Origin of the sequence: Nocardia sp. XZ_19_231, assembly GCF_015355705.1 — a bacterium.
In the GTDB taxonomy this organism is placed as follows: domain Bacteria; phylum Actinomycetota; class Actinomycetes; order Mycobacteriales; family Mycobacteriaceae; genus Nocardia; species Nocardia salmonicida.
Genome location: NZ_JACUZI010000002.1, coordinates 107447 through 130032, shown reverse-complemented (window position 1 = coordinate 130032; position 22586 = coordinate 107447). Strand labels below are relative to the sequence as shown.

Here is a 22586-nt window from a genome sequence, read left to right as displayed (position 1 = left end):
ATTACGGCACCTGTTGCGGTGCTTCCGAGGACCCTGTGTGGTGACGCTGCGCTAGCCCACCGGTCGCACCCGCGCCGAAATCGGCCAGTGAGGGAACCTCGGCAACCGCCCGATTCGACATCCAATCACGCAGTACCTGGGTGGCGCGCACATCGTCTTCGTTGTAGACGAACAGGCGGGTGCGCTGCGACATGTCGATGACGTCGTCGTACCCGACGGCGCGGCGGTACCAGCCCATCGAGGCCTCCCCGCCGGCCTCCGGATCACGCCATCCGAATCCGGCGACGGGCGCGATCTTCTTGAGCCCCTTACCGTTCGGGCAGATGAACTGCTCGGTGACGGCCTGGAACATATCGACCCATTCCTTCGAGTCGACGAACGCGCGCACTTCCTCGTGGGTCGGGATGCCGGGGCGCCCGGCGAATCGGCGGGCCGATTCGTAGAGCCACTTGTCCTCCGCGGTGCGCGAATAGCAATAGGCGGCAAAGGTTTTGCCCGCGGCATGGGCTTCGGCGCGCCGCTCCATCAACCAGGTCCAGAATTCGCCGAACGAGCGGCCCTCGTCCTCGGTGGGCAGCGGATCCCAGGTGAAGAACGGGCGGTAGACATCGTCGAGCAGGGTGCCCCACAGGTAGGCGCCGTCTTCCTGGTAGCTCTCCAGGTCGACGTCGATCTCCACATCGGCGCGACGCACGCTCACCTGCTCGAACCGGCGCACCAGCGGGGCGCCGTCGATCCAGGCGCGGGCGGTGACGACGGTTTCGGCGAACGGCCCGTGCTGCCAGTCGTCGGGTTCCGCGCCCTCCCAAGCGGCGAGTTCGTCGACCGTCTCGATCCCGTGCAGGCGCAAGACATCCGCGCGCGACCCCGGTGCGACCAGGCTCACATCCCGCATCTGCGCCAGCGTCGCCTCACAGCTGGGTTCGGCTGTGTCTGATGGCTGCGCTCCCGAGGGCCCTGCGTGGTCACGCTCCGCTGCCGCCTCCGGGCCCGCCGGTCGCTGCGCGGCAGGACCGCGCACCCACCAGGGGCACTGCCTGCACTCGGGCACTTTCGACGGTTGGGTCGGCAGTTCTCCGCGCACCACGGCGATGCGGTCGGCGTAGCGTTGGTCGTAATCGGCCAGCACGCTCGTCAGGTCGTGCACCAGGATCCGGTCGGCGACCAGGCCGATCGCACCGCCGATCAGGGCGGGGCTTGCCATGCCGTAGCGCTGCAACATCCGGTACAGGTGGGCAAGGCGCTGCTGGTCGCGCGGCTGCGGGCGCAGTTTCACGTGTTTGTCGCGGCGGGGCTGCCACTGGAACAGATCCGAGGTCAGCGGGTGGAAATCGGCCGGGTCGGGCCTGCGCGGGTCGGTGACCTTGTGGTTGACCACGATGATCGGGATATAGCCGCCGCGATCGTCGTCGCGCAGCAGGATCTCGACACCGCCACGTCGACCGGTATCGGCTTCCTGTGGAAGCAGTCCGCCCCAGATGCGCGGGGCGCCCGCCTCGATGGCGGCCATCGTCGCGGCGGCTTTGGCGCCACCACGCAATTGCGGGTCGATCACCACCCAGTCGGCGGGGGCGGCCGCGACCAGTTCGTCGCGGATCTTGGTGCGATGAGCGGTCGCGGCGTCGCGACGCTGCTGCACGCCCGGATCCTCGCGGACCTCGGCGAGCACGCCCGGATTCTCGGCATCGAGGCGCAGGCGGTGCCTGCATCCGATCAGTGAGCGCGCGTCCAGGAAGGCGATGCGGAAATCCGCAGCGGAAGCGGGGACCGGGCTACGCACCGGCCCGCCGTCGAAGTCGTCCTCGGCTGCACGCACGCAAGCAGTATGGGCCTTACCCCCGACACAATGCCCAATCGCTACCCTGATCCCACTACGCTACGGAGAACGGCAGGCCGCTTGGAGGCGGTGCTGCCTCATGACTTGGCGAGCATGACGGAGGGCCTGATCCCATGGGGTTGTTCAGCAAGCGGAAGCGGCGGCCGAGCCGACGCGCTGAGGCGAAAGCACTCAAGCACAAAGCCGCGGTCGAGGCGAAGCTGGGCGCCAAGAACGAGCGCAAGGCGGCCAAGGCGGGCGAGCGCGTGAACCGGCGCGCGGCCAAGGCACAGGCACGCACGGCCGACAAGGTGGCCAAGGCGCAGATCGCGACCCTGCAGGCCGAGGAAAAGGCCGCTCAGAAGGCCGCCGCGAAGGCCGATCGTGAGCTGTTCAGCGCGAGTCAGGTCCGCAAGTACATCGGGGTGGCCCGAGTCCTTATCCCTGTGCTCGCCCCGCTGGCTTATCGCGGCGCCACGATGGTGCGCGGTCAGCTCGACGCCCGTAAGGCACAGCAGCTCGGTATCGGCATGGACCAGCTCAGCGAGTTCAGCGGGCACGGCGCGCGGCTGCAGGCCCGCATCACCAATACCGAGGAAGCACTCGACAAGATCGCCGCCGACAAGGCGGGCGATGCCGACACCGAGAAGTTCGTCGAAGCGGCGCGCTCGCGCCTGGCCGACCTGAACGTGGCGGTGCGCACGGCCGAGCAGATGCCCGCCGCGCGCCGCAAGGCCGTCCACGCGTCCATCTCGGCCGAGCTGGACGTGCTGGAGACCGACGTGCTCGCCCGCCTCGGCGTTCGCTGAGCCTGCCGTGACCACGCCGCAGCTCACCTCCCGCTTGCGCGGTGGTGGCTGCGGCGTCCTCGTGGGTGGGCTGGCTGTCGCCGCGCACGGGATCGGCGGCGGCGGGGTGCCGAAGTCGGCGGAAATCGCACTGCTGCTGCTGGTTTCCCTGACGGCCGGGATGTTCGCCGCAGGTGTCACCGCCGAACACGCTGGGCTGCGGACGGATTCGTACCGCCGGCCCGCGACGCTGCGCACGGCCACCGCGTTGATCGGTGGTCAGTGGGCCGGGCACTTCGCACTGTCGGCGACGCTCGACCATCACGGGCTGCTCCACCTGCCGAGTTTGCCGATGATCGCCGCGCACCTCGTCGCGGCGGGTGCCTGTGCCGCACTGATACTCGTTGCCGAGCGGCTGTATCTCGTTGCGTCGAGCGTGATTCGAGCCGTACTCACCAGTCCCGCCGCGCTCGCGCACCGCACTGTCCGCTGGTTCGCCGCTGTCGCCGTCGCGCGCGGAGCTCGTCCGAAGGGTGCGCGATGTCCGCGCGCACCGCCGTTGTTCGCCTGATTCACACGACATCAGAATTCTTCGGACGACAAGGCATCTCATGCACAACTTCATCACCCGTAGCACCGGTACCGCCGCCCTCGCGGCGGGTTTGGTGCTCGCCGCCTGCGGTTCGGCGGCCGCTCACGTGACAGTCGACGCGCCGGGCGCCGCCCAGGGCAAGTACACCGTCGCCACCTTCAAGGTGCCGACCGAATCCGAGACCGCGTCCACCACCGCACTGCGCGTCACCGTGCCGAACCTGAAGAGTGTTCGCACCGAGCCGATCCCGGGCTGGACATCGAAGGTCGAGCGCAACGACAAGGGCGAGAGCGTCGCCGTGGTGTGGTCGGCTGATCCGGGTAACCCCGGCGTCGGGCCCGGCCAGTTCCAGCGGTTCGTGCTCTCGCTCGGCCCTCTGCCCACCCAGGACACCGTGAACTTCCCCGCCCAGCAGACCTACAGCGACGGCAAGGTCGTGGCCTGGGACCAGCCGAGCGCCGGTGGCGCCGAGCCGGAACACCCCGCACCCGCGCTCACCCTGTCCGCGAACGGCGGTGCCGAGGGCGGCGATCACCAGGTCGCCTCGGGCGAATCCACCGAGGCGCAGACCGATTCGGTCGCCCGCTGGATGGGCGGAATCGGTCTCGCCCTCGGCCTGTTCGCCGCGGCTCTCGGCCTCGGTCTCGTCTTCCGCTCGCGGCGGTCGTCGTGATGCGCAAGATGCTCGTCGGCTTACTCGCCGTCCTGTTCGCCTGCGCCTTCGCGGCGGCGGGCACGGCGAGTGCGCATTCCGGCGCGGTGAGCAGCGTTCCCGAGAACGGTTCGACCGTGGAGGTGGGACCGGCGCGGGCCGGCGTCACCTTCAATGAGGAACTGCAGCAGAACTTTCCGTCGCTGACGGTGGTCGGCCCGGATGGCAGGCTGTGGTCGAAGGGCAAGGCGCTGGTCGAAGGACGCAGCGTCAGCGTGGAACTGGGTGAGCTGGGGCCGGTCGGTGAGTACACGATCGCGTTCCGGGTCACCTCGGCCGACGGTCATCCCGTGAGCGGGACAAGGACTTTCACGCTGAGTAAGGCGGGCACCGGCACGCCGGGCGCCCGCCCTGGTGAGGACAAGGCCGACGACGGCGGCGACGGCGGTGTGCCCGTGTGGGTGTTCATCGTCGGCGGGGTGGTGCTGTTCGGCGCCGGCCTCGCGGTGGCGTTGCTCGGCGGCCGGTCCGGTCGCAAGAAGTAGTCGACGATGACGACCGGTCGCCGGGGATCCGGTGCCGCGCTGCGGCAGTGGCGGGTCCTGGTGCCGGTCGTTGTCGCCGCGCTGGCCGGGGTGGTGCTGGCCTGGATACTGCGCCGGTCCGGCGGGTTCGCGTGGGTGGCGTTCGCGCGCGTGCTCGCCGACTGCGCGGGCGCGGTCGTGCTCGGCCTCGCCGCGCTGCCCCGGCTCAACGACCGGCTGACGGTTGCGTGGCGACCGCTGGCCGTCCTCGCCGGCGTCTGGTTCGCCGCCGAGTTCACCGTGCTGGTGTGCGAGGCCGCCGAGATCGTCGGCGTCGCGGTGACCCAGCTCGACGCGAGCGATTTCATCACCTTCCTCGGCAGGCTCAGCGGCGGCCAGATCGGCATCGCGATCCTGTTCTGCACCGGCGCGATCGCCTGCTACGCGGCAGTGGCCTTCCGTCGGCCCGACACCGCGTCGGCCGACCTGGTGCTCGTGTTCGCGGCGGTCGCGCTGTCGCTGCGTCCCATCACCGGGCACATGTCCCAGCAGATGTTCGGTTCGGTACTCGCCGCGATCCACGCGCTGGCCGCCGCCTGTTGGCTCGGCCTGCTGCTGGCCATGGTCCTGGTCCTGCGCACGCGCGGCGAGTGGGCCGCGACCCTGCCTCGCTACTCCGCGATCGCCGGGCCCCTTGTCGGCGTCGTCGCGCTCACCGGCCTGGTCAACGGCGTGGTGCGACTCGGCGGCATCACCCCCCTGTGGACAACCGGCTACGGACGAATCCTGCTGGCGAAGCTCGCCATCCTGTGCGCCCTGGTCGCGGTGGGCTGGTGGTGGCGGCGAACCTGGGTCCGCAAGGCCGCCGACCACCGCGTCACCGCCGAGACCTCTCTACGCAACGCGGCCGCCGAGGTACTGATGATGGCAGTCGCGTTCGGCCTCGCAGCGACGCTGGCGGTCACCGCGTAGTCCGTCGTCGCTCAGTAGCCCTGATGTGTCCCTACCAAAGGGCGGGGCCCGCCCTGATCTGGACTGAGTGGAGGGTGCGACGAAGGAGTACCCGGAGGGAGGGAAGATCAGGGGCCCGAAGGGCCCCGCCTCGAGCGCGCCAGCGCTCCAAAAACACCGTTAGAGTGACCCGTATGACCGAAGTGAGGATTGCCGAAGATTGCGCCGCGCCCGCCGAAGCAGCGTTCGCGTTCATGAACGACTACCGCAATCTGCCGAAGTTCTGGTACGGCATCGAATCCTTCACACCCCTCACCGCGCAGACCGACGGCCTCGGCGCGACGTTCGACGGGAAGATGAAGCTCGGCCCCGCGTCGCTGACCTCGCGCGTCGAGGTCGTCGGCTGGGAAGAGGGCCGGTTGATCGCCACCAAGTCGATCAAGGGCATCGAGATCGTTGCGACCTTCAGGTTCATCCCCAAGGGTGATATCGCGTGCACAGTGGACGCGGACATCGATTTCTCCGTCGGCGGCGGTATCACGGGCAAGATGCTCGGCAAGACGATCGAGCCGTTCGTGAAGATCGCGGTTCAGCACACCACCGACGCTCTCATCCGCGAGATCGAGAAATCACACAGCGAGCAGGTCTGAGAGCCTATGAATGGCGCAGCCGGGCGGGCCTGACACAATCTGACCCATGACCGAATCAGCGAATGTTGTGGCCACCGCCGATCTGGCCGATGAGATCGGCCCCGAGATCCGGAGCTGCGATACGCAGTTCATCCAGTTCGGCGGCCGCGCCGAATTCGCGGGCCGGATCACCACGATCCGCTGCTTCCAGGACAACCTGCTGGTCAAGCAGACACTGAGCGAGCCGGGCGAGGGCAAGGTGCTCGTCGTCGACGGCGGCGCGAGCGTGCACACCGCGCTGGTGGGCGACATCATCGCCGGGCGTGGCGTGGACAACGGCTGGGCCGGCGTGATCGTCAACGGCGCCGTGCGCGACTCCGCGATCCTGCGCACCCTCGAGATCGGGGTGAAGGCGCTGGGCACCAACCCGCGCAAGAGCACCCAGACCGGCAGCGGCGAGCAGGACGTGCCCGTCGAATTCGGCGGCATCACCTTCGTGCCCGGCGAGATGCTCTACAGCGACTCCGACGGCGTCGTGGTTCGCGCCGAAGACTGAGGGCGACGCGGGTGTTCGAGGGTTATCCCTCGGACACCCGTACCTTGTTGCCCGCGAGGATGACGACATCGCCGATCTGCAGTTGCCTGCCGCGACGTAGCTCCACTTCGTCGTTGACGCGCACCAAGCCCTGCGCGATCACCGTCTTGGCCTCGGAACCCGAATCGATCAGGTTGGCCAGTTTCAGGAATTGCCCGAGCCGGATGACGACGTCATCGATCGGCACATCAACTGGTTCCGACATGCGCTAATACTTACCCGGTCACGCGAAACCGGTCGCCACCGGCCCCGCGCTTGCCCGCGGTGCGGAACACGCCGCAGCCACCGCCGCACCGATCCGGCCCGAATGGACGCACACTGGATCGGTGACTCCCACGCAGGCCGAGCAACACCCCACCGTCGAGGACCGCACGCCGGTGCCACATCGCGCGCACGGCCGCCTTTCCGAGGTACCGCACATCGCCGGATTGACCCTCGGCGTGTTCGCGGTGCTGCTGACCCTGTGGAGCCTCTCGCCCAGCCTCCGGATCCTCACGCAGGTGCCACGCCACTACGTGGACACCTATTACTTCGACGCCCCCGACACCAGCCTGGTGTGGGCGTTGGTGGTCGGCTTGCTCGCCGGGGCGACCGCGGCCCGCAAGCGGATCGCCTGGTGGCTACTGGTGGTGTATCTGCTGCTGTACGCGGTGGCGAACATCCTGGACTTCTTCGCCGACGACGATGTGGACGCGCTGGTCGCCTTCATCGTGCACGCGGTGGTGATCGCGATCCTGCTGGCCGCGCGAAAGGAGTTCTACACCCGGGTTCGGCCCGGCGCGCTGTGGAAAGCGCTCGGCGTGCTGGTGGCCGGGTTGGCGCTGGGCTGCCTGCTCGGCTGGGGGCTGGTGGAGCTGTTCCCCGGTTCGCTGCCCGCGGGCGTGCAGCGTCCGCTGTGGGCGGTGTATCGAGTCACCGCCGCCGTGCTGGTGAACAACGAGCACTTCGACGGGCATCCGCGCGCCTGGGTGAACTTCCTGCTCGGCCTGTTCGGCGCGATCGCGCTGCTGGCCGCGGTGATCGTGCTGTTGCGCTCGCAACGCGCCGACAACGCGATGACCGGCCTGGACGAGTCGGCCATCCGCGGACTGCTGGCCACCAGCGATGTGGAGGACTCGCTCGGCTATTTCGCGACCCGCCGCGACAAGGCCGTGGTGTTCGCGCCGAACGGCAAGGCGGCGATCACCTATCGCGTCGAGCTGGGTGTGTGCCTGGCCAGTGGCGATCCGATCGGCCCGAAACAGGGCTGGCCGCAGGCAATCCAGGCTTGGTTGGAGCAGGCCGACCGGTTCGGCTGGCAACCCGCGGTGATGGGCGCGAGCGAACTAGGCGCCACCGCGTACCGCAAGGCCGGACTGTCGGCGCTGCGTCTGGGCGACGAGGCGATCCTCGATACCCGCACGTTCTCGCTCGCGGGCCCGGAGATGAAACAGGTCAGGCAGGCCGCGAACCGGTTGCGCAAGAACGGCCTCGAAGTGCGGGTGCGCAGGCACCGCGACATCCCGGCCGAGGAGTTCGCCGAGATCGTCGCCCGCGCGGACGCCTGGCGCGACACCGAGACCGAGCGCGGCTTCTCGATGGCACTGGGTCGCCTCGGTGACCCACTCGACGGTGACTGCCTGCTGGTCGAGGCCTTCGACCACGACGACCGCGTGCACGGCATGCTTTCACTCGTTCCTTGGGGCCGCACCGGCGTCTCGCTGGAACTGATGCGCCGCGACCCGCAGAGCCCCAACGGCGTGATGGAGCTGATGATCTCCCAGCTCGCCCTGAACTCCGATCAGTACGGCATCACCAAGGTGTCGCTGAACTTCGCGGTGTTCCGTTCGGTGTTCGAGGAGGGCGGCCGGATCGGCGCCGGTCCGATCCTGCGGGCCTGGCGCGGTGTGCTGCTGTTCTTCTCGCGCTGGTGGCAGCTCGAGGCGCTGTACCGGTCGAATGTGAAGTACCACCCGCGCTGGGTGCCGCGGTTCTTCCTGTTCGAGGAACGCAGGCAGCTGCCACGAGTGGCCACGGCGAGCGGGCTGGCCGAAGGTTTCCTGCCGCGCATCGGCAAGGCGCCCGACGCGGGCGTGCGCACCGGCACGAAGGCGGCGGTCCCCGCGACCGTCACCGGCCTGCACCCCGACGGCAGCGCGCCGGAGACACCGGACAGCGCCGACGACGAGCAGGGTCCGCGCAGGCCGGAGCAGGTACGGGTGCGCCTGGACAAACTCGACCGGCTCACCGCGTCCGGCGTTGACGCCTACCCGCCCGCCTACCCGCCGACCCACGACATCGCCGCGGCGAGGCGCTGCCCCAAGGGCACCACGGTGCGCATCGCGGGCAGGCTCTTGCGGATTCGCGACTACGGCGGCGTGATCTTCGCGTTGGTGCGGGATTGGACCGGCGAGATCCAACTGGTGATCGACCGCGAGCGGGTCGGCGCCGATCGCAGCAACGAGTTCACCGAGTTCTTCGACCTGGGCGATCTCATCGAGGTGAGCGGGCAGATCGGCGCCAGCCGCAACGGTGAGCTCTCGCTGCTCGCGCAGGACTGGCGGATGAACGGTAAATGCCTGCATCCGCTGCCCGACAAGTGGCGTGGGCTGGCGGATCAGGAGGCCAAGGTCCGGCAGCGGTATGTGGACATGGCAATCGACCCCGCGGCCCGCGAGGTGATGGCCAAGCGCAGCGCGGTGCTGCACTCACTGCGCGATTCCCTCTTTGTGTGGGGCTTTCTCGAGGTGGAGACGCCGATCCTGCAACAGGTGCACGGCGGCGCCAACGCGACCCCGTTCCGCACCCATATCAACGCCTACGACCTCGATCTCTACCTGCGCATCGCCCCCGAGCTGTACCTCAAACGGCTGTGCGTCGGCGGCATGGAGAAGGTGTTCGAGATCGGCCGGACCTTCCGCAACGAAGGCGTGGACTTCAGCCACAACCCCGAGTTCACGATCCTGGAAGCCTATGAGGCGCACAGCGATTACCAGCAGATGATGCACCTGTGCCGTCGGCTGATCCAGCATGCGGCGATGGCCGCCAACGGGGCCGAGGTGGCGTTGCGTCCGAACGACGACGGCGGATTCGACACTGTCGATATCTCCGGCGAGTGGCGGGTCAAGACCGTGCACGGCGCGGTCTCCGAGGCGATCGGCACCGAGGTGACCGCGCGCACCGAGCTGGCCCGGCTGCGCGAACTGTGCGACGAGGCGGGCGTGGCCTACCAACACGGCTGGGACGCGGGCCAGGTGGTGCTGGAAATGTATGAGCACCTGGTGGAATCGCAGACCACCGACCCCACCTTCTACCTGGACTTCCCCACCTCGGTCTCCCCGCTCACCCGCTCGCACCGCAGCATCGACGGCGTGGCCGAGCGCTGGGACCTGGTGGCCTGGGGCGTCGAATTGGGTACCGCCTACAGCGAACTCACCGATCCCGTGGAGCAGCGGCGCCGACTCACCGAGCAGTCGATGCTGGCCGCGGGCGGCGACCCGGAGGCGATGGAACTCGACGAGGACTTCCTGGCCGCACTCGAACACGCGATGCCACCCACCGGCGGGCTCGGAATGGGGGTGGACCGGGTGGTCATGTTGATCACCGGACGCAGCATCCGCGAGACGCTGCCGTTCCCCCTGGTGAAACCGCGGTGACATCGGGTACAGGTGTATACGGATCGCGACGCGTTCGCGATCAACAACTGCTCCGACCGGCCCGCGTGCGACTTTCGCAGTGAAAGTCGCAGCGAGACGGCTAGTCTCGGAGTTCCGGCACCGGGAGGATGTCGGACCACCAACACATCGGGATGGGATCACATGTATCTGGACTTGCTGACCACGGCCGCACTCGTCGATCCGCACATGCTCACCAGCAGTTTCGACACCTTGGCCAGTTCGGACGCTATCAATACCGCGATGGAACTCGCGGCGAAGAAGAAAAAGAAGAACAGCAGTTTCCTGATCATCGGCGGCATCTGCTGCTTGGTGATCGTGGTGCTCATCGTCGGTGGCATCTACCTGCTCAAGAACAAGAAGAAGAACGACCAGCCGCCGCACAACGGTGGTCAGCCGCCGTTCAACGGCCCGCAGGGTGGTCAGCCGCCGTACGGCCAGCCGCCCTACGGCCAGTCCTGACCCGGAGGACTCGCGGCGATACCCTCGGTCGACGAGGCGACCCCGCGAGTCCTCGAACGAGCATCCGTTCGCCGAGACCATGAGCCGTAGTCCCCCCGGATTACCTCGATACGGCAAAGTGTGTGAGCGTGCAGCTGATACTCGTGCGTCATGCCCAACCCGAACGCGTGATCGGCGACACCGCCGCCGCCGACCCCGGCCTCACCGACATCGGCAAACTCCAAGCCGACCGTGTCCCCGCCGCGCTCGCCCCCCACGACATCGTTCGCATAGTCAGCAGCCCCCAGCGCCGCGCCCGCGACACCGCACTCCCCACCGCGACCGCCCGCGACCTGCCCGTCGAGGTCATCGACGACCTGGCCGAGTACGACCGCGACCTGCCCGCCTACATCCCCATCGAAGACGCGAAAACCGAATTCGCCGAGGCCTACGCCCGCATCAAAGCCGGCCACCTCCCCGACCAGATCGACGGCCCCGCCTTCACCACGCGAGTACTGGCCGCCGTCGAAAACCTCGTCTCCACAACAGCACCCGAGGACACCGTCGTGGCCTTCGCCCACGGCGGCGTGATCAACGCCCTCCTGTCCGACATCCTGGCCCTCCCCCGCCCCCTGACCTTCCCGATCGACTACTGCTCGATCACCCGAATCCTCTACTCCCGCACCGGCACCCGCACAGCCGCCACAATCAACGAAAACGGCCACGTCTGGAACCTACTCCCAAGAGCCCTGTCCCGAACCACCCCCTAGTTCCCCGAAACCGCCCTCCCGACCCACCGCGCACCCCAAACCGCCACCTTGCCACCTTGCCTAGCCACATCGTCCACCCCCGGTCCGCCATGACCGCACTCCTAGCCCCGCACCTGCGACCCCTAGGGAGCGGCGGCCACGAAGTGGCCGGTCCGCGGCCGGGTCGCCGGTCAGGCGCCGGTGCGTAGGCGACGAAGGAGCAAGCAACGGCGCCTGACCGGCGGCCCCTCAGGGCCGCGGACACGCGCGCGCCAGCGCGCCAACAAACACAGCGTCAAACCGTCCGGGACTACCGAACCCCCGTAGCCCCAACACACAAAAGAGCCCGGTACCGCCGAAGCGATACCGGGCCCCTCACGAAACACTCAGGCAGCCTGAGCGATCCAGTTGTGCATCCACGTGATAGCGGTCTGCCCACCACCCACCGAGTAACTGCCGTACAGAGTATGAGCCTGCGAGCGATAGAACTGCTCGAGATCCTTGGCCCGCTTCTGGTTCGCCGCGTCCGTCAGCTGCGCCCCCAGCGTCGGGATGCCACCGAGCGACATCAGGTCGGTCACGATCGCCCCGGCCTCGAGCTGGTAGCGCCACAGGTTGGCCGGATTCGCATCCGAACTCTGCGCGAGGAACCCGGCGAACCGCGTCACGAAGTCGTCGCTGGCGGTCGCGCAGTACAGGTCATCGACCGCGCAGATCGTGCGCGTGCGATCGCTCAGCCAACCGAACCCACCCGGCCGGGCGCCACCGGCACCGGCACCCGCGGCGAACGGGCCGACCTGCACATCGGTCGGCGAACGGCGCGGATCGGAGATGAGGCCGACAGCGGCGACCCGGTCCTGAGGGATCGGGCTGATACCCGTGCCGATCTCGGCGGCCAGATCGCCTGCGGCGTCGGCACCCTGGCTGTAGCCGACGATCGCGGCCTTGGTGTTGCCGCAGGCGGCCAGCTTCTCGCTGATCAGCCCGCGGGCGGCGTCGACCGCCTGCTTCTTGGAGTTGCCGTAGACATCGCCCTCCCAAGGGAAAGCGGTGGCGGCATAGGTGACGTAGTCGACGTCGGTGTTTCTCGGTAGGCCGTTGGTGACGCCGGCGAGCATGCCGGGGCCGGGCTCCTTCTCGTGGCCGGTTTCCCAGGTACCGGGAATGGCGACCACATACAGACTCGGGCAGGCGGGCGCCGCGCTCGCGCTCGTGCTGCCGACAACAATTCCGGACATCATCGCCGCGGATGCTCCCAGAGCCGCGACAACCTTCTTCACCTGCATACCGCTCCAGTTCACCCTTGCTCCATCGATGTGAGAGCAACCCCGACTAAGGACGTTTGGCCCCAGATCTCGCCGGGCATCAGAATAGGCGTACGAGCCATCCCGTGCCACACGACCTCTCGATCTTATGACAGTTTGCACCGACGGACCCCCGGCTACGCCACCGGAGTGACGGGATGTCGGCGGCACGTCACCGCCGACTCACCCCCCGTTCGCGGAACTCACACCTCCAGGTCTTCTTCGATGCCCTTGAGCTTGTGCCGCGCCAGCGCCAGATTGGCCCGGCCACGATCGAGGGCGAGGTAGAGAAAAAGCCCTTTGGACTTGCGCCCTGTCATCGGGCGGATCAGGTGGTACTGCGTGCCGAGGGTGATCAGGATGTCCTCGATGTCCTCGTTGAGACCGAGCTGCTCGATGGTGCGCATCTTCGCCCGCACCACCTCGGTATTGCCCGCCGCGGCGACCTGTAGGTCGAGCGACTTGGTGCTGCTGAGCATTCCGAGCGCCATCCCGCTGCTGTAGTCGACGATCGCGGCGCCGATCGCGCCTTCGATCACCATCATGTCCTTCAGAGCCAGATCCATGTTCGACATGTCGTGCCTTTCATTCGTCGATCTTCGCCAGGTCGTTCCCGGGCGAGTGCGCCGCCGCCAGATGGTCGGCGATGGCGCGAGCTACTGGTCGCGACTCCAGGTGGAGCCGACCGACATTCACTTCTGGTCCGGCGAGCACGGTCAACGAGGTGTAGCCGGCGGCGTAGATCACTACCTGCCCCTCGGTGCCGTGCACGACGACTTCGCTGAACCCGCCGCCGTGCGCGACGTTCGCCAGCCGATACGACAGCGACAACTGCGCGGCCGACAACGCGGCCATGCCCGCGGGTTCCAGATGGACGGGCAGGTCGTGTTCGATGAGCAGTCCGTCGCTGGAGGCCACCAGCGACCCGGTGAGCTGAGGTAGCCGCTCGCGCAGCGCCTTCAATTCGGCCAGCACGGCCGGATAGTGTTCGGGCGCTGTGTGTTCGGGCGCCCTGGGTTCGGGCGCGGTCATCGCCGGTTTGGTCAACCTTCCCCTCCATTCACCGAGCAGCTTCTTCCGCACGGTCACGCAAGCTCCTCCAACGCCGCCCTGAGCCGGATGAGTGTTTCGCGGTCGACCTGTCGCCAGCGTTCGGGTTCCGCTCGGCCGTCCTGGTCTCCGCGGTGTCGGGCGGTCGCGGTCGCTTCCTCGTCGATCGCGTGCCTGCCCGCTCGTGCACCCGTCTCCTGCTGGGAACGGGTCGGTCCCGCGCTGCCGGGAACGCGTCTCGGCAGCGCGGGCACGGATGTTGTCGACAGTGTCGAGCTTCGGTGGTCGGCCGGTTCCGGGGCGAGGGCGAGATGCCGTCCGCGCTGCGGTTGTTCGGTCCGGACGGGCTCCGGTGTTTCGATCAGACCCGCTGTGGTGAGGTCGCGGACTGCGACGAGGCAGCCGTAGGTGGTGCGGCCCAGTTCGCGCGCGATGTCGGCGATGCTGCGGCGGGTGTCGGCGGCGGCGAGGACTTCGGCCTGACTTCCGGTGATCACCACCTGGTTTCGCTTGACGCGGCGGGCCGGGACCACCGGGACCGTGGTGACCAGATCGGGCGACCACGGACCGGTGTCGTTGTCGTTGCGGCGTTCGCATTCGTGCACAAGCGCGCGCGGTTCGATGTGGCAGACCGGGGCCAGCCAGTGTTCGGGCGTCGGGCGGAATTCCGGCTCGCCCGCCGAGGCCAGCAAAAAGTAAGCAGCGTCGAAGACCGAAAGCAGTGCAAGGGTTTCCAGTTGCGGTTGTTCCAGCAGCGGACCGGGATCGCCCGCGCCCGCACGGCGCCAATCCTCCGCCGTTGCCACCCCGGCTTCGACCACCAATCGGTCGAGTCCGATGGTGCGCCCGCAGCCCACCGAGGCGATAGCGCCACGGACCAAGTGGAATTCGCCGTCTCCGGCCCGCAATACTCCGGTAGAGCCTTCTTCGCCGAGCCGATGCAATTCATCGGCGAGCGCGACACTCATCGGTTCCCGCCCGTCAAGTCTTCCAGTGCCGATCTGAGTTGATAGCGCGCCATTCCGAGATTCCCTGTGTCGCTGTCGAATACGACATGCATGAACAACCTGCCGTCGAAGTCACCGTCTACCAGGTGTAAGAGATGGAACCCCCTGGTCCGGCACACCACGATCTCGGTGAGGTCGTCATCGGAACTCCCCAGCGCCGGACACCCGAGCGCGGCTCGTACCACGTCGGTGGTCCCCGCCGCGTCCTCGTGCTCGTCGACGCCCTGGTGTTCCCCGGCGGCGGCGACAGCCAACCCGCTCGCCCCGTCCACCAGCGTCACACTGCGCGCTCCGGGAATATCCATGATGCGTTTCAGACACCCATCAAGCGAATTCACCGAGCCCCCGACCGTCATCGACTATTGATCGAGACGAGACGTTATACCGCTCCGCTATCCTCCGCATCTTGAACGCCGGAAAATTGCTGCCGCACAATATGTTTGCTGATGGTTGCTGGAAAACCGCTCGGTATCAATACTTTTCAGTAACTTCGGCGGTCATTCGCTGCCCGACGCCATAACCGGTGATCACTCGCCTATTCCACCCGCCAGCGATCATCGCGCGAACTTCCGAATCAGCGTCTTCGCAGACCTCGCCTTACTCGGCGCACACCACTGCCACACCGATGTGCTCGAGAATTGCGCGATCAGCCCGCCGCGCGGCGGTACCAGGTTTCCGCTTCACGGTGGGCGCCTTGGGATTCCAGGAGCGCCGCGAGGTTGGCCATGGCACGGGGGTGGCCGAGGTCGGCCGCGCGACGGAAGCAGCGGCGGGCCTCGGTGGTGGCGCCGCGGCGACGCAGCAGGATGCCGAGGTTGTTGACGGCGTCGATGTCGCCGTGGTCGGCGGCCTCGCCGTACCAGGCTTCGGCATCGTCGAGGCGGTGCTGGTCTTCGAAGAGCCGGGCGAGGTTGTACATGGCGTCGACGTGGCCGGCCATGGCGGCGTGGTGGTACCAGGTCTCGGCATCGCGACGGTCACCACACTGGTAGAGCATGGTGGCCAGATTGAACATCGCGTTGCAGTTGCCCGCGGCCGCCGCACGGCGGTACCAGGATTCGGCCTCGTCGAGTTCACCGAACTGATCGAGCAGGACGGCGAGGTTGTTCATCGAGCGCGTGTGCCCCGCGGCGGAGGCGCGCCGAAACCAGTGCTCGGCAGCCTCGAAATCGCTGTGGTCGTGGTAGAAGTGGGCAAGATTGTGCATAGCGGTACCGTCACCACGCTCTGCGGCGCGACGCAGGTTCGCCAATGCTTCCGGCGGCAACGGCACAGCTCCCCCTCGGATCTTCCCGTACACCTCGACAGGGAAAGTCTATGTGCTGCAGGGAAGATCAGCCATGTCGTTTGGGTAGCCATCGAAACCATTGAGTAACTTGGTCGTTCAGCCCCCTACGCATCCCCTCGGCAACACGAAAGCGCCCGCGGACTCGAAAAGTCCGCGGGCGCCTCGGTGGTTACGCGATCAGCGCTGGGCGACAGCTGTCGGGGGGATCGGCGCGGGCAGCGCGGTCTCGCCCTCGAGGAACTTGTCGACGGCCGACGCGGCGGCGCGGCCTTCGGCGATGGCCCAGACGATGAGCGACTGGCCACGGCCCATATCGCCGGCGACGAAGACGCCGGGGATGTTGGTGGCCCAGCTCTTGTCGCGCTGGACGTTGCCGCGACCGTCGTAGCCGACGCCGAGATCGGTGAGCAGGCCCGGCTTCTGGGGGCCGACGAAGCCCATGGCCAGCAGGACCAGGTCGGCTTCGAGGGTGAAGTCGGTGCCTTCGACCTTTTCGAAGCGGCCGTTGGCCATCTTGACCTCATGGGCGTCGAGGCCGGTGACCTTGCCGTCCTTGCCGACGAAACGCTCGGTGTTCACCGAGAACAGACGTTCGCCGCCCTCTTCGTGTGCCGAGGCGACCCGGTACATGAGGGGGTAGGTCGGCCACGGGGTCGAGCCCGCGCGCTCCTCGGGAGGACGCGGCATGATCTCGAACTGGTGGACCGACTCGGCGCCGTGGCGGTGCGAGGTGCCGAGGCAGTCGGCGCCGGTGTCGCCACCGCCGATGATGATGACCTTCTTGCCCTTGGCGTGGATCGGCGGCAGGCCGTCCGCGTCGGCGATGTCGTCACCGAGCTGCACCCGGTTGGACAGCGGCAGGAATTCCATCGCCTGGTGGATGCCGTCGAGCTCGCGGCCCGGGATCGGCAGGTCGCGGGCGATGGTGGCGCCACCGGCCAGCACGATCGCGTCGAAACGCTCACGCAGCTGCTCGGCGGTGATGTCGACACCGACGTTGACGCCCGCCTTGAAGATGGTGCCTTCGGCTTCCATCTGCGCCAGACGACGGTCGATGACCGACTTCTCCATCTTGAATTCCGGGATGCCGTAGCGCATCAGGCCGCCGATGCGATCGTCACGCTCGAACACGGTCACGGTGTGACCGGCGCGAGTGAGCTGCTGGGCGGCGGCAAGACCGGCCGGGCCGGAGCCGACGACGGCGATCTTCTTGCCGGTGAGACGGGTCGGGTACACCGGGGTGACCCAGCCCTCGTCGAAGGCGTTCTCGATGAGCTCGACCTCGACCTGCTTGATCGTGACCGGCTCCTGGTTGATGCCGAGCACGCAGGACGCCTCACACGGAGCCGGGCACAGGCGGCCGGTGAACTCCGGGAAGTTGTTGGTGGCGTGCAGGCGGTCGATGCCTTCGCGCCACGCACCCTTGTAGACCAGGTCGTTCCATTCGGGAATCAGGTTCCCGAGCGGACAGCCCTGGTGGCAGAAGGGAATTCCGCAATCCATGCAGCGGCTGGCCTGGTTCTTCAAAGTGTCCTGGGAGAACTTCTTCTCCTCGTAGACCTCTTTCCAGTCGAGCAGACGCAGGTCGACCGGACGACGGACCGGGGTTTCCCTCGAGGTGTGCTTCAAAAATCCCTGTGGGTCAGCCACGAGCCGCCTCCATGATCGCGGTATCCACGTCCTTGCCGGCCTTCTCGGCTTCGGAAATGGCGAGTAGAACCTTCTTGTATTCGCGGGGCATGACCTTCACGAAGTGGTTCACCTGCTGGGACCAGTCGCTCAGGATGCGTTCGGCCACAGCCGATCCCGATTCTTCACGGTGGGTCGCGATGATGTCGCGCAGCCAGGTGAAGTCGTCACCGGAGAGCTGCTCGATCGCGTCGACCTGATCGGGGTTGACCCGGCCCGGCAGCTTGCCCTCGGGGTCGTAGACATAGGCCACACCGCCCGACATACCCGCGCCGAGGTTGCGGCCGGTATCACCGAGGATGACCACGCGGCCACCGGTCATGTACTCGAGCGCGTGGTCGCCCACACCCTCGACGACCGCGGTGGCGCCGGAGTTACGAACGCCGAAGCGCTCGCCCGCGACACCGTTGATCAGGATTCGACCGCTGGTGGCGCCGAACATGATCACGTTGCCCGCGATGATGTTGTCTTCGGCGACAAAGGCTTCCGGTGCGGAAGCCGACGGACGGACCACGATGTGGCCACCCGACAGACCCTTGCCGACGTAGTCGTTGGCGTCACCGAAGACCCGCAGCGTGATGCCGGCCGGGACGAACGCGCCGAAGCTGTTGCCCGCCGAACCGGTGAAGGTGATGTCGATGGTGTCGTCGGGCAGGCCCGCGCCACCGTAGAGCTTGGTCACCTCGTGGCCGAGCATGGTGCCGACCGTGCGGTTCACGTTGGTGATCTTGGTTTCGATCTTGACCGCCTGGCCACGCTCGAGCGCGGGGGCGCTCTGCGCGATCAGCTCGTTGTCGAGAGCCCTGTCCAGACCGTGGTCCTGGGTGGTGGTGCACCGGGTGTTCTGGTTCATGAACGCCGTTTCCGGCATGTCCAGGATCGGCGACAGGTCCAGCTTGGCGGCCTTGTAGTGCTGCTTGGCCTTGGCGGTGTCGAGCAGGTCGACCCGGCCGACGGCCTCGTCGAGGGTGCGGAAGCCCAGCTCGGCGAGCAGCTCACGCACCTCCTCGGCGATGAACATCATGAAGTTCTCGACGAATTCCGGCTTGCCGGTGAAGCGCTCGCGCAGCACCGGGTTCTGGGTGGCGATGCCGACCGGGCAGGTGTCGAGGTGACACACGCGCATCATGACGCAACCCGAGACGACCAGGGGCGCGGTCGCGAAACCGAACTCCTCGGCGCCGAGCAGGGCGGCGATCATCACGTCGCGGCCGGTCTTCATCTGACCGTCGACCTGCACGACGATGCGGTCACGCAGGCCGTTGAGCAGCAGGGTCTGCTGGGTCTCGGCCAGGCCGAGCTCCCAGGGACCACCGGCGTGCTTGAGCGAGGTGAGCGGCGAAGCGCCGGTACCGCCATCGTGGCCCGAGATGAGCACCACGTCGGCGTGTGCCTTCGACACACCGGTGGCGACGGTGCCGACGCCCGGCTCCGCGACAAGTTTCACGTGAATCCGAGCCTGCGGGTTCGCGTTCTTCAGGTCGTGGATCAGCTGGGCCAGATCCTCGATCGAGTAGATGTCGTGGTGCGGCGGCGGCGAGATCAGGCCGACGCCCGGCGTGGAGTGACGCACCTCGGCGACCCACGGGTACACCTTGTGCGCGGGCAGCTGGCCGCCCTCGCCCGGCTTGGCGCCCTGGGCCATCTTGATCTGGATGTCGGTGGCGTTGGTCAGGTAGTGCGCGGTGACGCCGAAGCGACCCGACGCGACCTGCTTGATCGCCGAACGACGCCAGTCGCCGTTCTCCTCGACCTCGAAGCGAGCGGGGCTCTCGCCGCCCTCACCGGAGTTCGAGCGAGCGCCGATGCGGTTCATCGCGATGGCGAGGGTCTCGTGCGCCTCGGCGGAGATGGAGCCGTAGCTCATCGCACCGGTCGAGAAACGCTTCACGATCTCGCTAGCGGGCTCGACCTCGTCGATGGAGATCGACGCACGCTGGTTCGACTTGAACTTGAACAGACCACGCAGCGCCGCCAAGCGCTCGGACTGATCGTCGACCAGCTTGGTGTACTCCTTGAAGATCGAGTACTGGCCGGTGCGGGTCGCGTGCTGCAGCTTGAACACCGTGTCCGGGTTGAACAGGTGGTACTCGCCCTCACGACGCCACTGGTACTCGCCACCGACCTCGAGCTCGCGGTGCGCGCGCTCGTTGCGGTTCTCCAGGTACGCGACGCGGTGGCGGATGGCCACCTCTTCGGCGATCTCGTCGAGACCGATGCCGCCCAGCGGGGAGCGCAGGCCGGTGAAGTACTCGTCGACCAGGTCCTGGGCCAGGCCGATGACCTGGTACAGCTGGGCGCCGTTGTAGGAGGCGAGGGTGGAGATGCCCATCTTCGACATCACCTTGAGCACGCCGTTGCTGGCCGCGGTGCAGTAGTTCGCGACAGCCTTGCGGAAGTCGGCGGACAGATCGCCGGTGCTGCCCGGAATCTGCAGCGAACCGCGCTCGAGCATGTCCTCGATGGTCTCGAAGGCCATGTACGGGTTGATCGCGGCAGCGCCGAAACCGATCAGCAGGGCCATGTGGTGCACCTCGCGGGCGTCACCGGCCTCCACGACCAGGCCGACCATGGTGCGGGTCCGCTCACGCACCAGGTGGTGGTGCACCGACGAGGTGAGCAGCAGCGACGGGATCGGCGCCAGCTTCTCATTGGACTCACGGTCGGACAGCACGATGATGCGCGCGCCGCCGTCGATGGCGGCCGAGACCTGGGTGTTGATGGCCGCGAGCGCCTTGCGCAGACCCTCGCCGCCCGCGGCGACCGGGTACAGACCGCGCACGACCACCGAGCGCAGGCCCGGCTGGCTGCCGTCGTCGTTGATGTGGACGAGCTTGGCCAGCTCGTCGTTGTCGAGAATGGGCTGTTCGAGCGCGATCATCCGACAGGAGTCGGGGCCCGGGTGCAGCAGATCGGCCTCGGGGCCGAGGTTGCGCTTGAGGCTGGTGACGACCTTCTCGCGGATGGCGTCGAGCGGCGGGTTGGTGACCTGTGCGAACAGCTGCGAGAAGTAGTCGAACAGCAGACGCGAACGGTTCGACAGCACCGCGATCGGGGTGTCGGTACCCATCGAGCCCAGTGCCTCGCCGCCGGTCTTGGCCATCGGCGTGATCAGCAGGTTCAGGTCCTCGGTGGTGTAGCCGAAGATCTGCTGACGGATCAGCACGCGGTCGTGCGACATGTGCACGTGCGGGCGATCGGGCAGATCGGCCAGACGGCTCACGCCCGCGTCGAGCCACTCCTGGTACGGCTGCGCCGCGGCCAGCTCGGACTTGACCTCCGAGTCGGTGACGATGCGCCCCTTCTCGGTGTCGACCAGGAACATCTTGCCCGGCTGCAGGCGGATCTTCTGGACCACGGTCGCGGGATCGATGTCGAGCACGCCGACCTCGGAGGCCAGCACGACGAGACCGTCGTCGGTGACCCAGATACGACCGGGGCGCAGACCGTTGCGATCGAGCACGGCGCCGATCTTGGTGCCGTCGGAGAAGCACACCGCCGCCGGGCCGTCCCACGGCTCCATCAGCATCGAGTGGTACTCGTAGAACGCGCGCCGCTCGGGGTCGAGGTTCTCGTTACGCTCCCACGCCTCGGGAATCATCATCATGATGGCGTGGTGCAGCTCGCGACCGCCCAGGTGCAGCAGTTCGAGCACCTCGTCGAAGCGCGCGGTGTCGGAAGCGCCGGGGGTACAGACGGGGAAGATCTTCTGCAGGCGGTCCCTGCCCGCTTCGTCCTTGCCGAACACGTCGCTGCGCAGCAGCGCCTCGCGGGCGCGCATCCAGTTCTCGTTGCCGGTGACGGTGTTGATCTCACCGTTGTGGGCGACCCGGCGGAACGGGTGCGCCAGCGGCCACGAGGGGAAGGTGTTGGTGGAGAAGCGCGAGTGCACGATGCCGATGGCCGACTCGACGCGCTCGTCCTGCAGGTCCAGGTAGAACGCACGCAGCTGGGGCGTGGTGAACATGCCCTTGTAGATGAAGGTCTGGCCGGACAGGCTCGGGAAGTACACCGATTCCTTGCCGACGGTGCCCTCACCGGGGCCTGCCTTACCGAGCTCGTGCTCGATCCGCTTGCGGATCACATAGGCGCGACGCTCCAGGTCCATGCCGGAGAGCTGCTCGGCGGAGTTCTTCGGCGAGCCGATGAAGATCTGCCGGAAGGTCGGCATGGCGTCACGGGCCAGCGCGCCCAGCGAGGACTCGTCGATCGGCACCTCGCGCCAGCCGAGTACGGCAAGGCCCTCTTCGGTGACGATCTTCTCGACGCCGTAGGCGGCACGCGCGGCTTCGCGACGGGCCTGCGGCAGGAAGGCGATACCGGAGGCGTAGGAGCCCTCCGGCGGCAACTCGAAGGGGGCGGCACTTTCGGCGATGATCGCGCGGAAGAACTTGTCCGGGAGCTGGATCAGGACGCCCGCGCCGTCGCCGGAGTTCGGCTCGGCACCCGCAGCACCGCGGTGCTCCAGGTTCAGGAGGGCCGTAATGGCCTTGTCGACGATGTCTCGACTGCGTCGTCCATGCATGTCGGCGACGAACGCGACGCCGCAGGCGTCGTGTTCGAATGCCGGATCGTAGAGCCCGGTGACTCCGGGTGACCTGTGGCCAGGAAGTTGCGTCATGCCTCTGCCTTCAAGAAAGTCGGCTGTCGATGTCGGCCACCCAGCAAGCTGAGCGTGGGCCCTTCGTCGTTTCGCCTCCGTCAAGACTGCGTCCGTACGATCCGAAACCAGCGACGGTGGTGGTTTGCGGCGTTGACGTAGTTGGGGTGCTCAGAGGTAACGGGATGCTTACTTCTCCCTTACCTCTGCGCGGGGTTTCACCCGCTACTCTTGGCCCGGTTTCACCGGACCTCGAAC

The 22586-nt window shown here is 67.4% G+C and carries 20 protein-coding genes; 10 read left to right on the top strand and 10 right to left on the bottom strand.

Features of this window, described 5'->3' with window-relative positions; all coding sequences use genetic code 11:
* Nucleotide 1: 1 nt before the first annotated feature.
* Nucleotides 2-1780, bottom strand: a complete 1779-nt coding sequence (locus tag IBJ82_RS07830) for a TM0106 family RecB-like putative nuclease (protein WP_370585289.1) — start codon at nt 1778-1780, stop codon at nt 2-4.
* Between the two features lie 170 nt (nt 1781-1950).
* Here IBJ82_RS07830 and IBJ82_RS07825 point away from each other — a divergent pair, with 170 nt between their 5' ends.
* From IBJ82_RS07825 to rraA, 7 genes are all read left to right on the top strand, one after another.
* A complete protein-coding gene (locus IBJ82_RS07825; RefSeq protein WP_194825325.1) occupies nt 1951-2625 on the top strand; it encodes a DUF6474 family protein in 675 nt (224 codons plus the stop codon).
* 7 nt (nt 2626-2632) lie between these two features.
* Nucleotides 2633-3175 carry a hypothetical protein gene (locus IBJ82_RS07820; protein ID WP_194825324.1) on the top strand — a complete coding sequence of 181 codons (543 nt, stop codon included), beginning with the start codon at nt 2633-2635 and terminating at the stop codon, nt 3173-3175.
* Nucleotides 3176-3215: 40 nt separating this feature from the next.
* A complete protein-coding gene (locus IBJ82_RS07815; RefSeq protein WP_194825323.1) occupies nt 3216-3869 on the top strand; it encodes a YcnI family protein in 654 nt (217 codons plus the stop codon).
* Entirely contained in the window at nt 3869-4393 is a 525-nt protein-coding gene (locus IBJ82_RS07810) for a copper resistance CopC family protein (protein WP_194826152.1), read from the top strand. The genes IBJ82_RS07815 and IBJ82_RS07810 overlap by 1 nt, the downstream gene beginning before the upstream one ends.
* 6 nt (nt 4394-4399) lie before the next feature.
* Nucleotides 4400-5344, top strand: coding sequence for a copper resistance D family protein (locus IBJ82_RS07805; protein WP_194825322.1), 945 nt, complete (start codon nt 4400-4402; stop codon nt 5342-5344).
* A 173-nt stretch (nt 5345-5517) separates the two neighbouring features.
* The gene (locus IBJ82_RS07800) at nt 5518-5973 is read left to right on the top strand and encodes an SRPBCC family protein (RefSeq protein ID WP_194825321.1); all 456 of its coding nucleotides are present in this window, start codon (nt 5518-5520) and stop codon (nt 5971-5973) included.
* Nucleotides 5974-6019: 46 nt separating this feature from the next.
* Nucleotides 6020-6508 carry a ribonuclease E activity regulator RraA gene (gene rraA / locus IBJ82_RS07795; RefSeq protein ID WP_194825320.1) on the top strand — a complete coding sequence of 163 codons (489 nt, stop codon included), beginning with the start codon at nt 6020-6022 and terminating at the stop codon, nt 6506-6508.
* Between the two features lie 22 nt (nt 6509-6530).
* Here rraA and IBJ82_RS07790 read toward each other — a convergent pair whose 3' ends face one another.
* On the bottom strand, nt 6531-6752 hold the full coding sequence (locus IBJ82_RS07790) for an RNA-binding S4 domain-containing protein (protein WP_194825319.1): 222 nt from the start codon (nt 6750-6752) through the stop codon (nt 6531-6533).
* Between the two features lie 121 nt (nt 6753-6873).
* On the opposite strand from IBJ82_RS07790, the gene lysX reads away from it, so the two are divergent.
* The 3 genes from lysX to IBJ82_RS07775 all read left to right on the top strand — a co-directional run bounded on the left by lysX (nt 6874) and on the right by IBJ82_RS07775 (nt 11411).
* Nucleotides 6874-10182 (top strand): bifunctional lysylphosphatidylglycerol synthetase/lysine--tRNA ligase LysX, encoded by a 3309-nt coding sequence (lysX, locus tag IBJ82_RS07785; RefSeq protein ID WP_194825318.1) that lies wholly within the window; start codon nt 6874-6876, stop codon nt 10180-10182.
* Nucleotides 10183-10344: 162 nt separating this feature from the next.
* Nucleotides 10345-10662: a hypothetical protein gene (locus IBJ82_RS07780; protein ID WP_194825317.1), complete on the top strand. Its 318-nt coding sequence runs from the start codon at nt 10345-10347 to the stop codon at nt 10660-10662.
* Between the two features lie 128 nt (nt 10663-10790).
* Complete coding sequence (locus IBJ82_RS07775) at nt 10791-11411, top strand: histidine phosphatase family protein (protein WP_194826151.1); 621 nt, start codon at nt 10791-10793, stop codon at nt 11409-11411.
* Nucleotides 11412-11776: 365 nt separating this feature from the next.
* Here IBJ82_RS07775 and IBJ82_RS07770 read toward each other — a convergent pair whose 3' ends face one another.
* From IBJ82_RS07770 to gltB, 8 genes are all read right to left on the bottom strand, one after another.
* A complete protein-coding gene (locus IBJ82_RS07770) occupies nt 11777-12676 on the bottom strand; it encodes a cutinase family protein (RefSeq protein WP_194826150.1) in 900 nt (299 codons plus the stop codon).
* Between the two features lie 221 nt (nt 12677-12897).
* Entirely contained in the window at nt 12898-13269 is a 372-nt protein-coding gene (locus IBJ82_RS07765; protein ID WP_194825316.1) for a hypothetical protein, read from the bottom strand.
* Nucleotides 13270-13279: 10 nt separating this feature from the next.
* The gene (locus IBJ82_RS07760; protein ID WP_370585215.1) at nt 13280-13783 is read right to left on the bottom strand and encodes a roadblock/LC7 domain-containing protein; all 504 of its coding nucleotides are present in this window, start codon (nt 13781-13783) and stop codon (nt 13280-13282) included.
* Nucleotides 13780-14712, bottom strand: a complete 933-nt coding sequence (locus tag IBJ82_RS07755) for a hypothetical protein (protein WP_194825315.1) — start codon at nt 14710-14712, stop codon at nt 13780-13782. The genes IBJ82_RS07760 and IBJ82_RS07755 overlap by 4 nt, the downstream gene beginning before the upstream one ends.
* Nucleotides 14709-15056, bottom strand: a complete 348-nt coding sequence (locus tag IBJ82_RS07750; RefSeq protein WP_228536798.1) for a hypothetical protein — start codon at nt 15054-15056, stop codon at nt 14709-14711. The genes IBJ82_RS07755 and IBJ82_RS07750 overlap by 4 nt, the downstream gene beginning before the upstream one ends.
* 341 nt (nt 15057-15397) lie before the next feature.
* On the bottom strand, nt 15398-16024 hold the full coding sequence (locus IBJ82_RS07745) for a tetratricopeptide repeat protein (RefSeq protein ID WP_194825313.1): 627 nt from the start codon (nt 16022-16024) through the stop codon (nt 15398-15400).
* Between the two features lie 192 nt (nt 16025-16216).
* The gene (locus IBJ82_RS07740; RefSeq protein ID WP_194825312.1) at nt 16217-17689 is read right to left on the bottom strand and encodes a glutamate synthase subunit beta; all 1473 of its coding nucleotides are present in this window, start codon (nt 17687-17689) and stop codon (nt 16217-16219) included.
* Nucleotides 17682-22349, bottom strand: a complete 4668-nt coding sequence (gltB, locus tag IBJ82_RS07735; RefSeq protein WP_194825311.1) for a glutamate synthase large subunit — start codon at nt 22347-22349, stop codon at nt 17682-17684. Before gltB ends, IBJ82_RS07740 begins: the two co-directional genes overlap by 8 nt.
* Nucleotides 22350-22586: the final 237 nt, after the last annotated feature.

Excerpts from the sequence above, each read along its gene's own strand:
- IBJ82_RS07825 (WP_194825325.1), top strand. The coding sequence starts at position 1,951 with ATGGGGTTGTTCAGCAAGCGGAAGCGGCGGCCGAGCCGACGCGCTGAG.
- IBJ82_RS07815 (WP_194825323.1), top strand. The coding sequence starts at position 3,216 with ATGCACAACTTCATCACCCGTAGCACCGGTACCGCCGCCCTCGCGGCG.
- IBJ82_RS07810 (WP_194826152.1), top strand. The coding sequence starts at position 3,869 with ATGCGCAAGATGCTCGTCGGCTTACTCGCCGTCCTGTTCGCCTGCGCC.
- IBJ82_RS07805 (WP_194825322.1), top strand. The coding sequence starts at position 4,400 with ATGACGACCGGTCGCCGGGGATCCGGTGCCGCGCTGCGGCAGTGGCGG.
- IBJ82_RS07800 (WP_194825321.1), top strand. The coding sequence starts at position 5,518 with ATGACCGAAGTGAGGATTGCCGAAGATTGCGCCGCGCCCGCCGAAGCA.
- rraA (WP_194825320.1), top strand. The coding sequence starts at position 6,020 with ATGACCGAATCAGCGAATGTTGTGGCCACCGCCGATCTGGCCGATGAG.
- IBJ82_RS07790 (WP_194825319.1), bottom strand. The coding sequence starts at position 6,752 with ATGTCGGAACCAGTTGATGTGCCGATCGATGACGTCGTCATCCGGCTC.
- IBJ82_RS07780 (WP_194825317.1), top strand. The coding sequence starts at position 10,345 with ATGTATCTGGACTTGCTGACCACGGCCGCACTCGTCGATCCGCACATG.
- IBJ82_RS07770 (WP_194826150.1), bottom strand. The coding sequence starts at position 12,676 with ATGCAGGTGAAGAAGGTTGTCGCGGCTCTGGGAGCATCCGCGGCGATG.
- IBJ82_RS07765 (WP_194825316.1), bottom strand. The coding sequence starts at position 13,269 with ATGTCGAACATGGATCTGGCTCTGAAGGACATGATGGTGATCGAAGGC.
- IBJ82_RS07755 (WP_194825315.1), bottom strand. The coding sequence starts at position 14,712 with ATGAGTGTCGCGCTCGCCGATGAATTGCATCGGCTCGGCGAAGAAGGC.
- IBJ82_RS07750 (WP_228536798.1), bottom strand. The coding sequence starts at position 15,056 with ATGGATATTCCCGGAGCGCGCAGTGTGACGCTGGTGGACGGGGCGAGC.
- gltB (WP_194825311.1), bottom strand. The coding sequence starts at position 22,349 with ATGACGCAACTTCCTGGCCACAGGTCACCCGGAGTCACCGGGCTCTAC.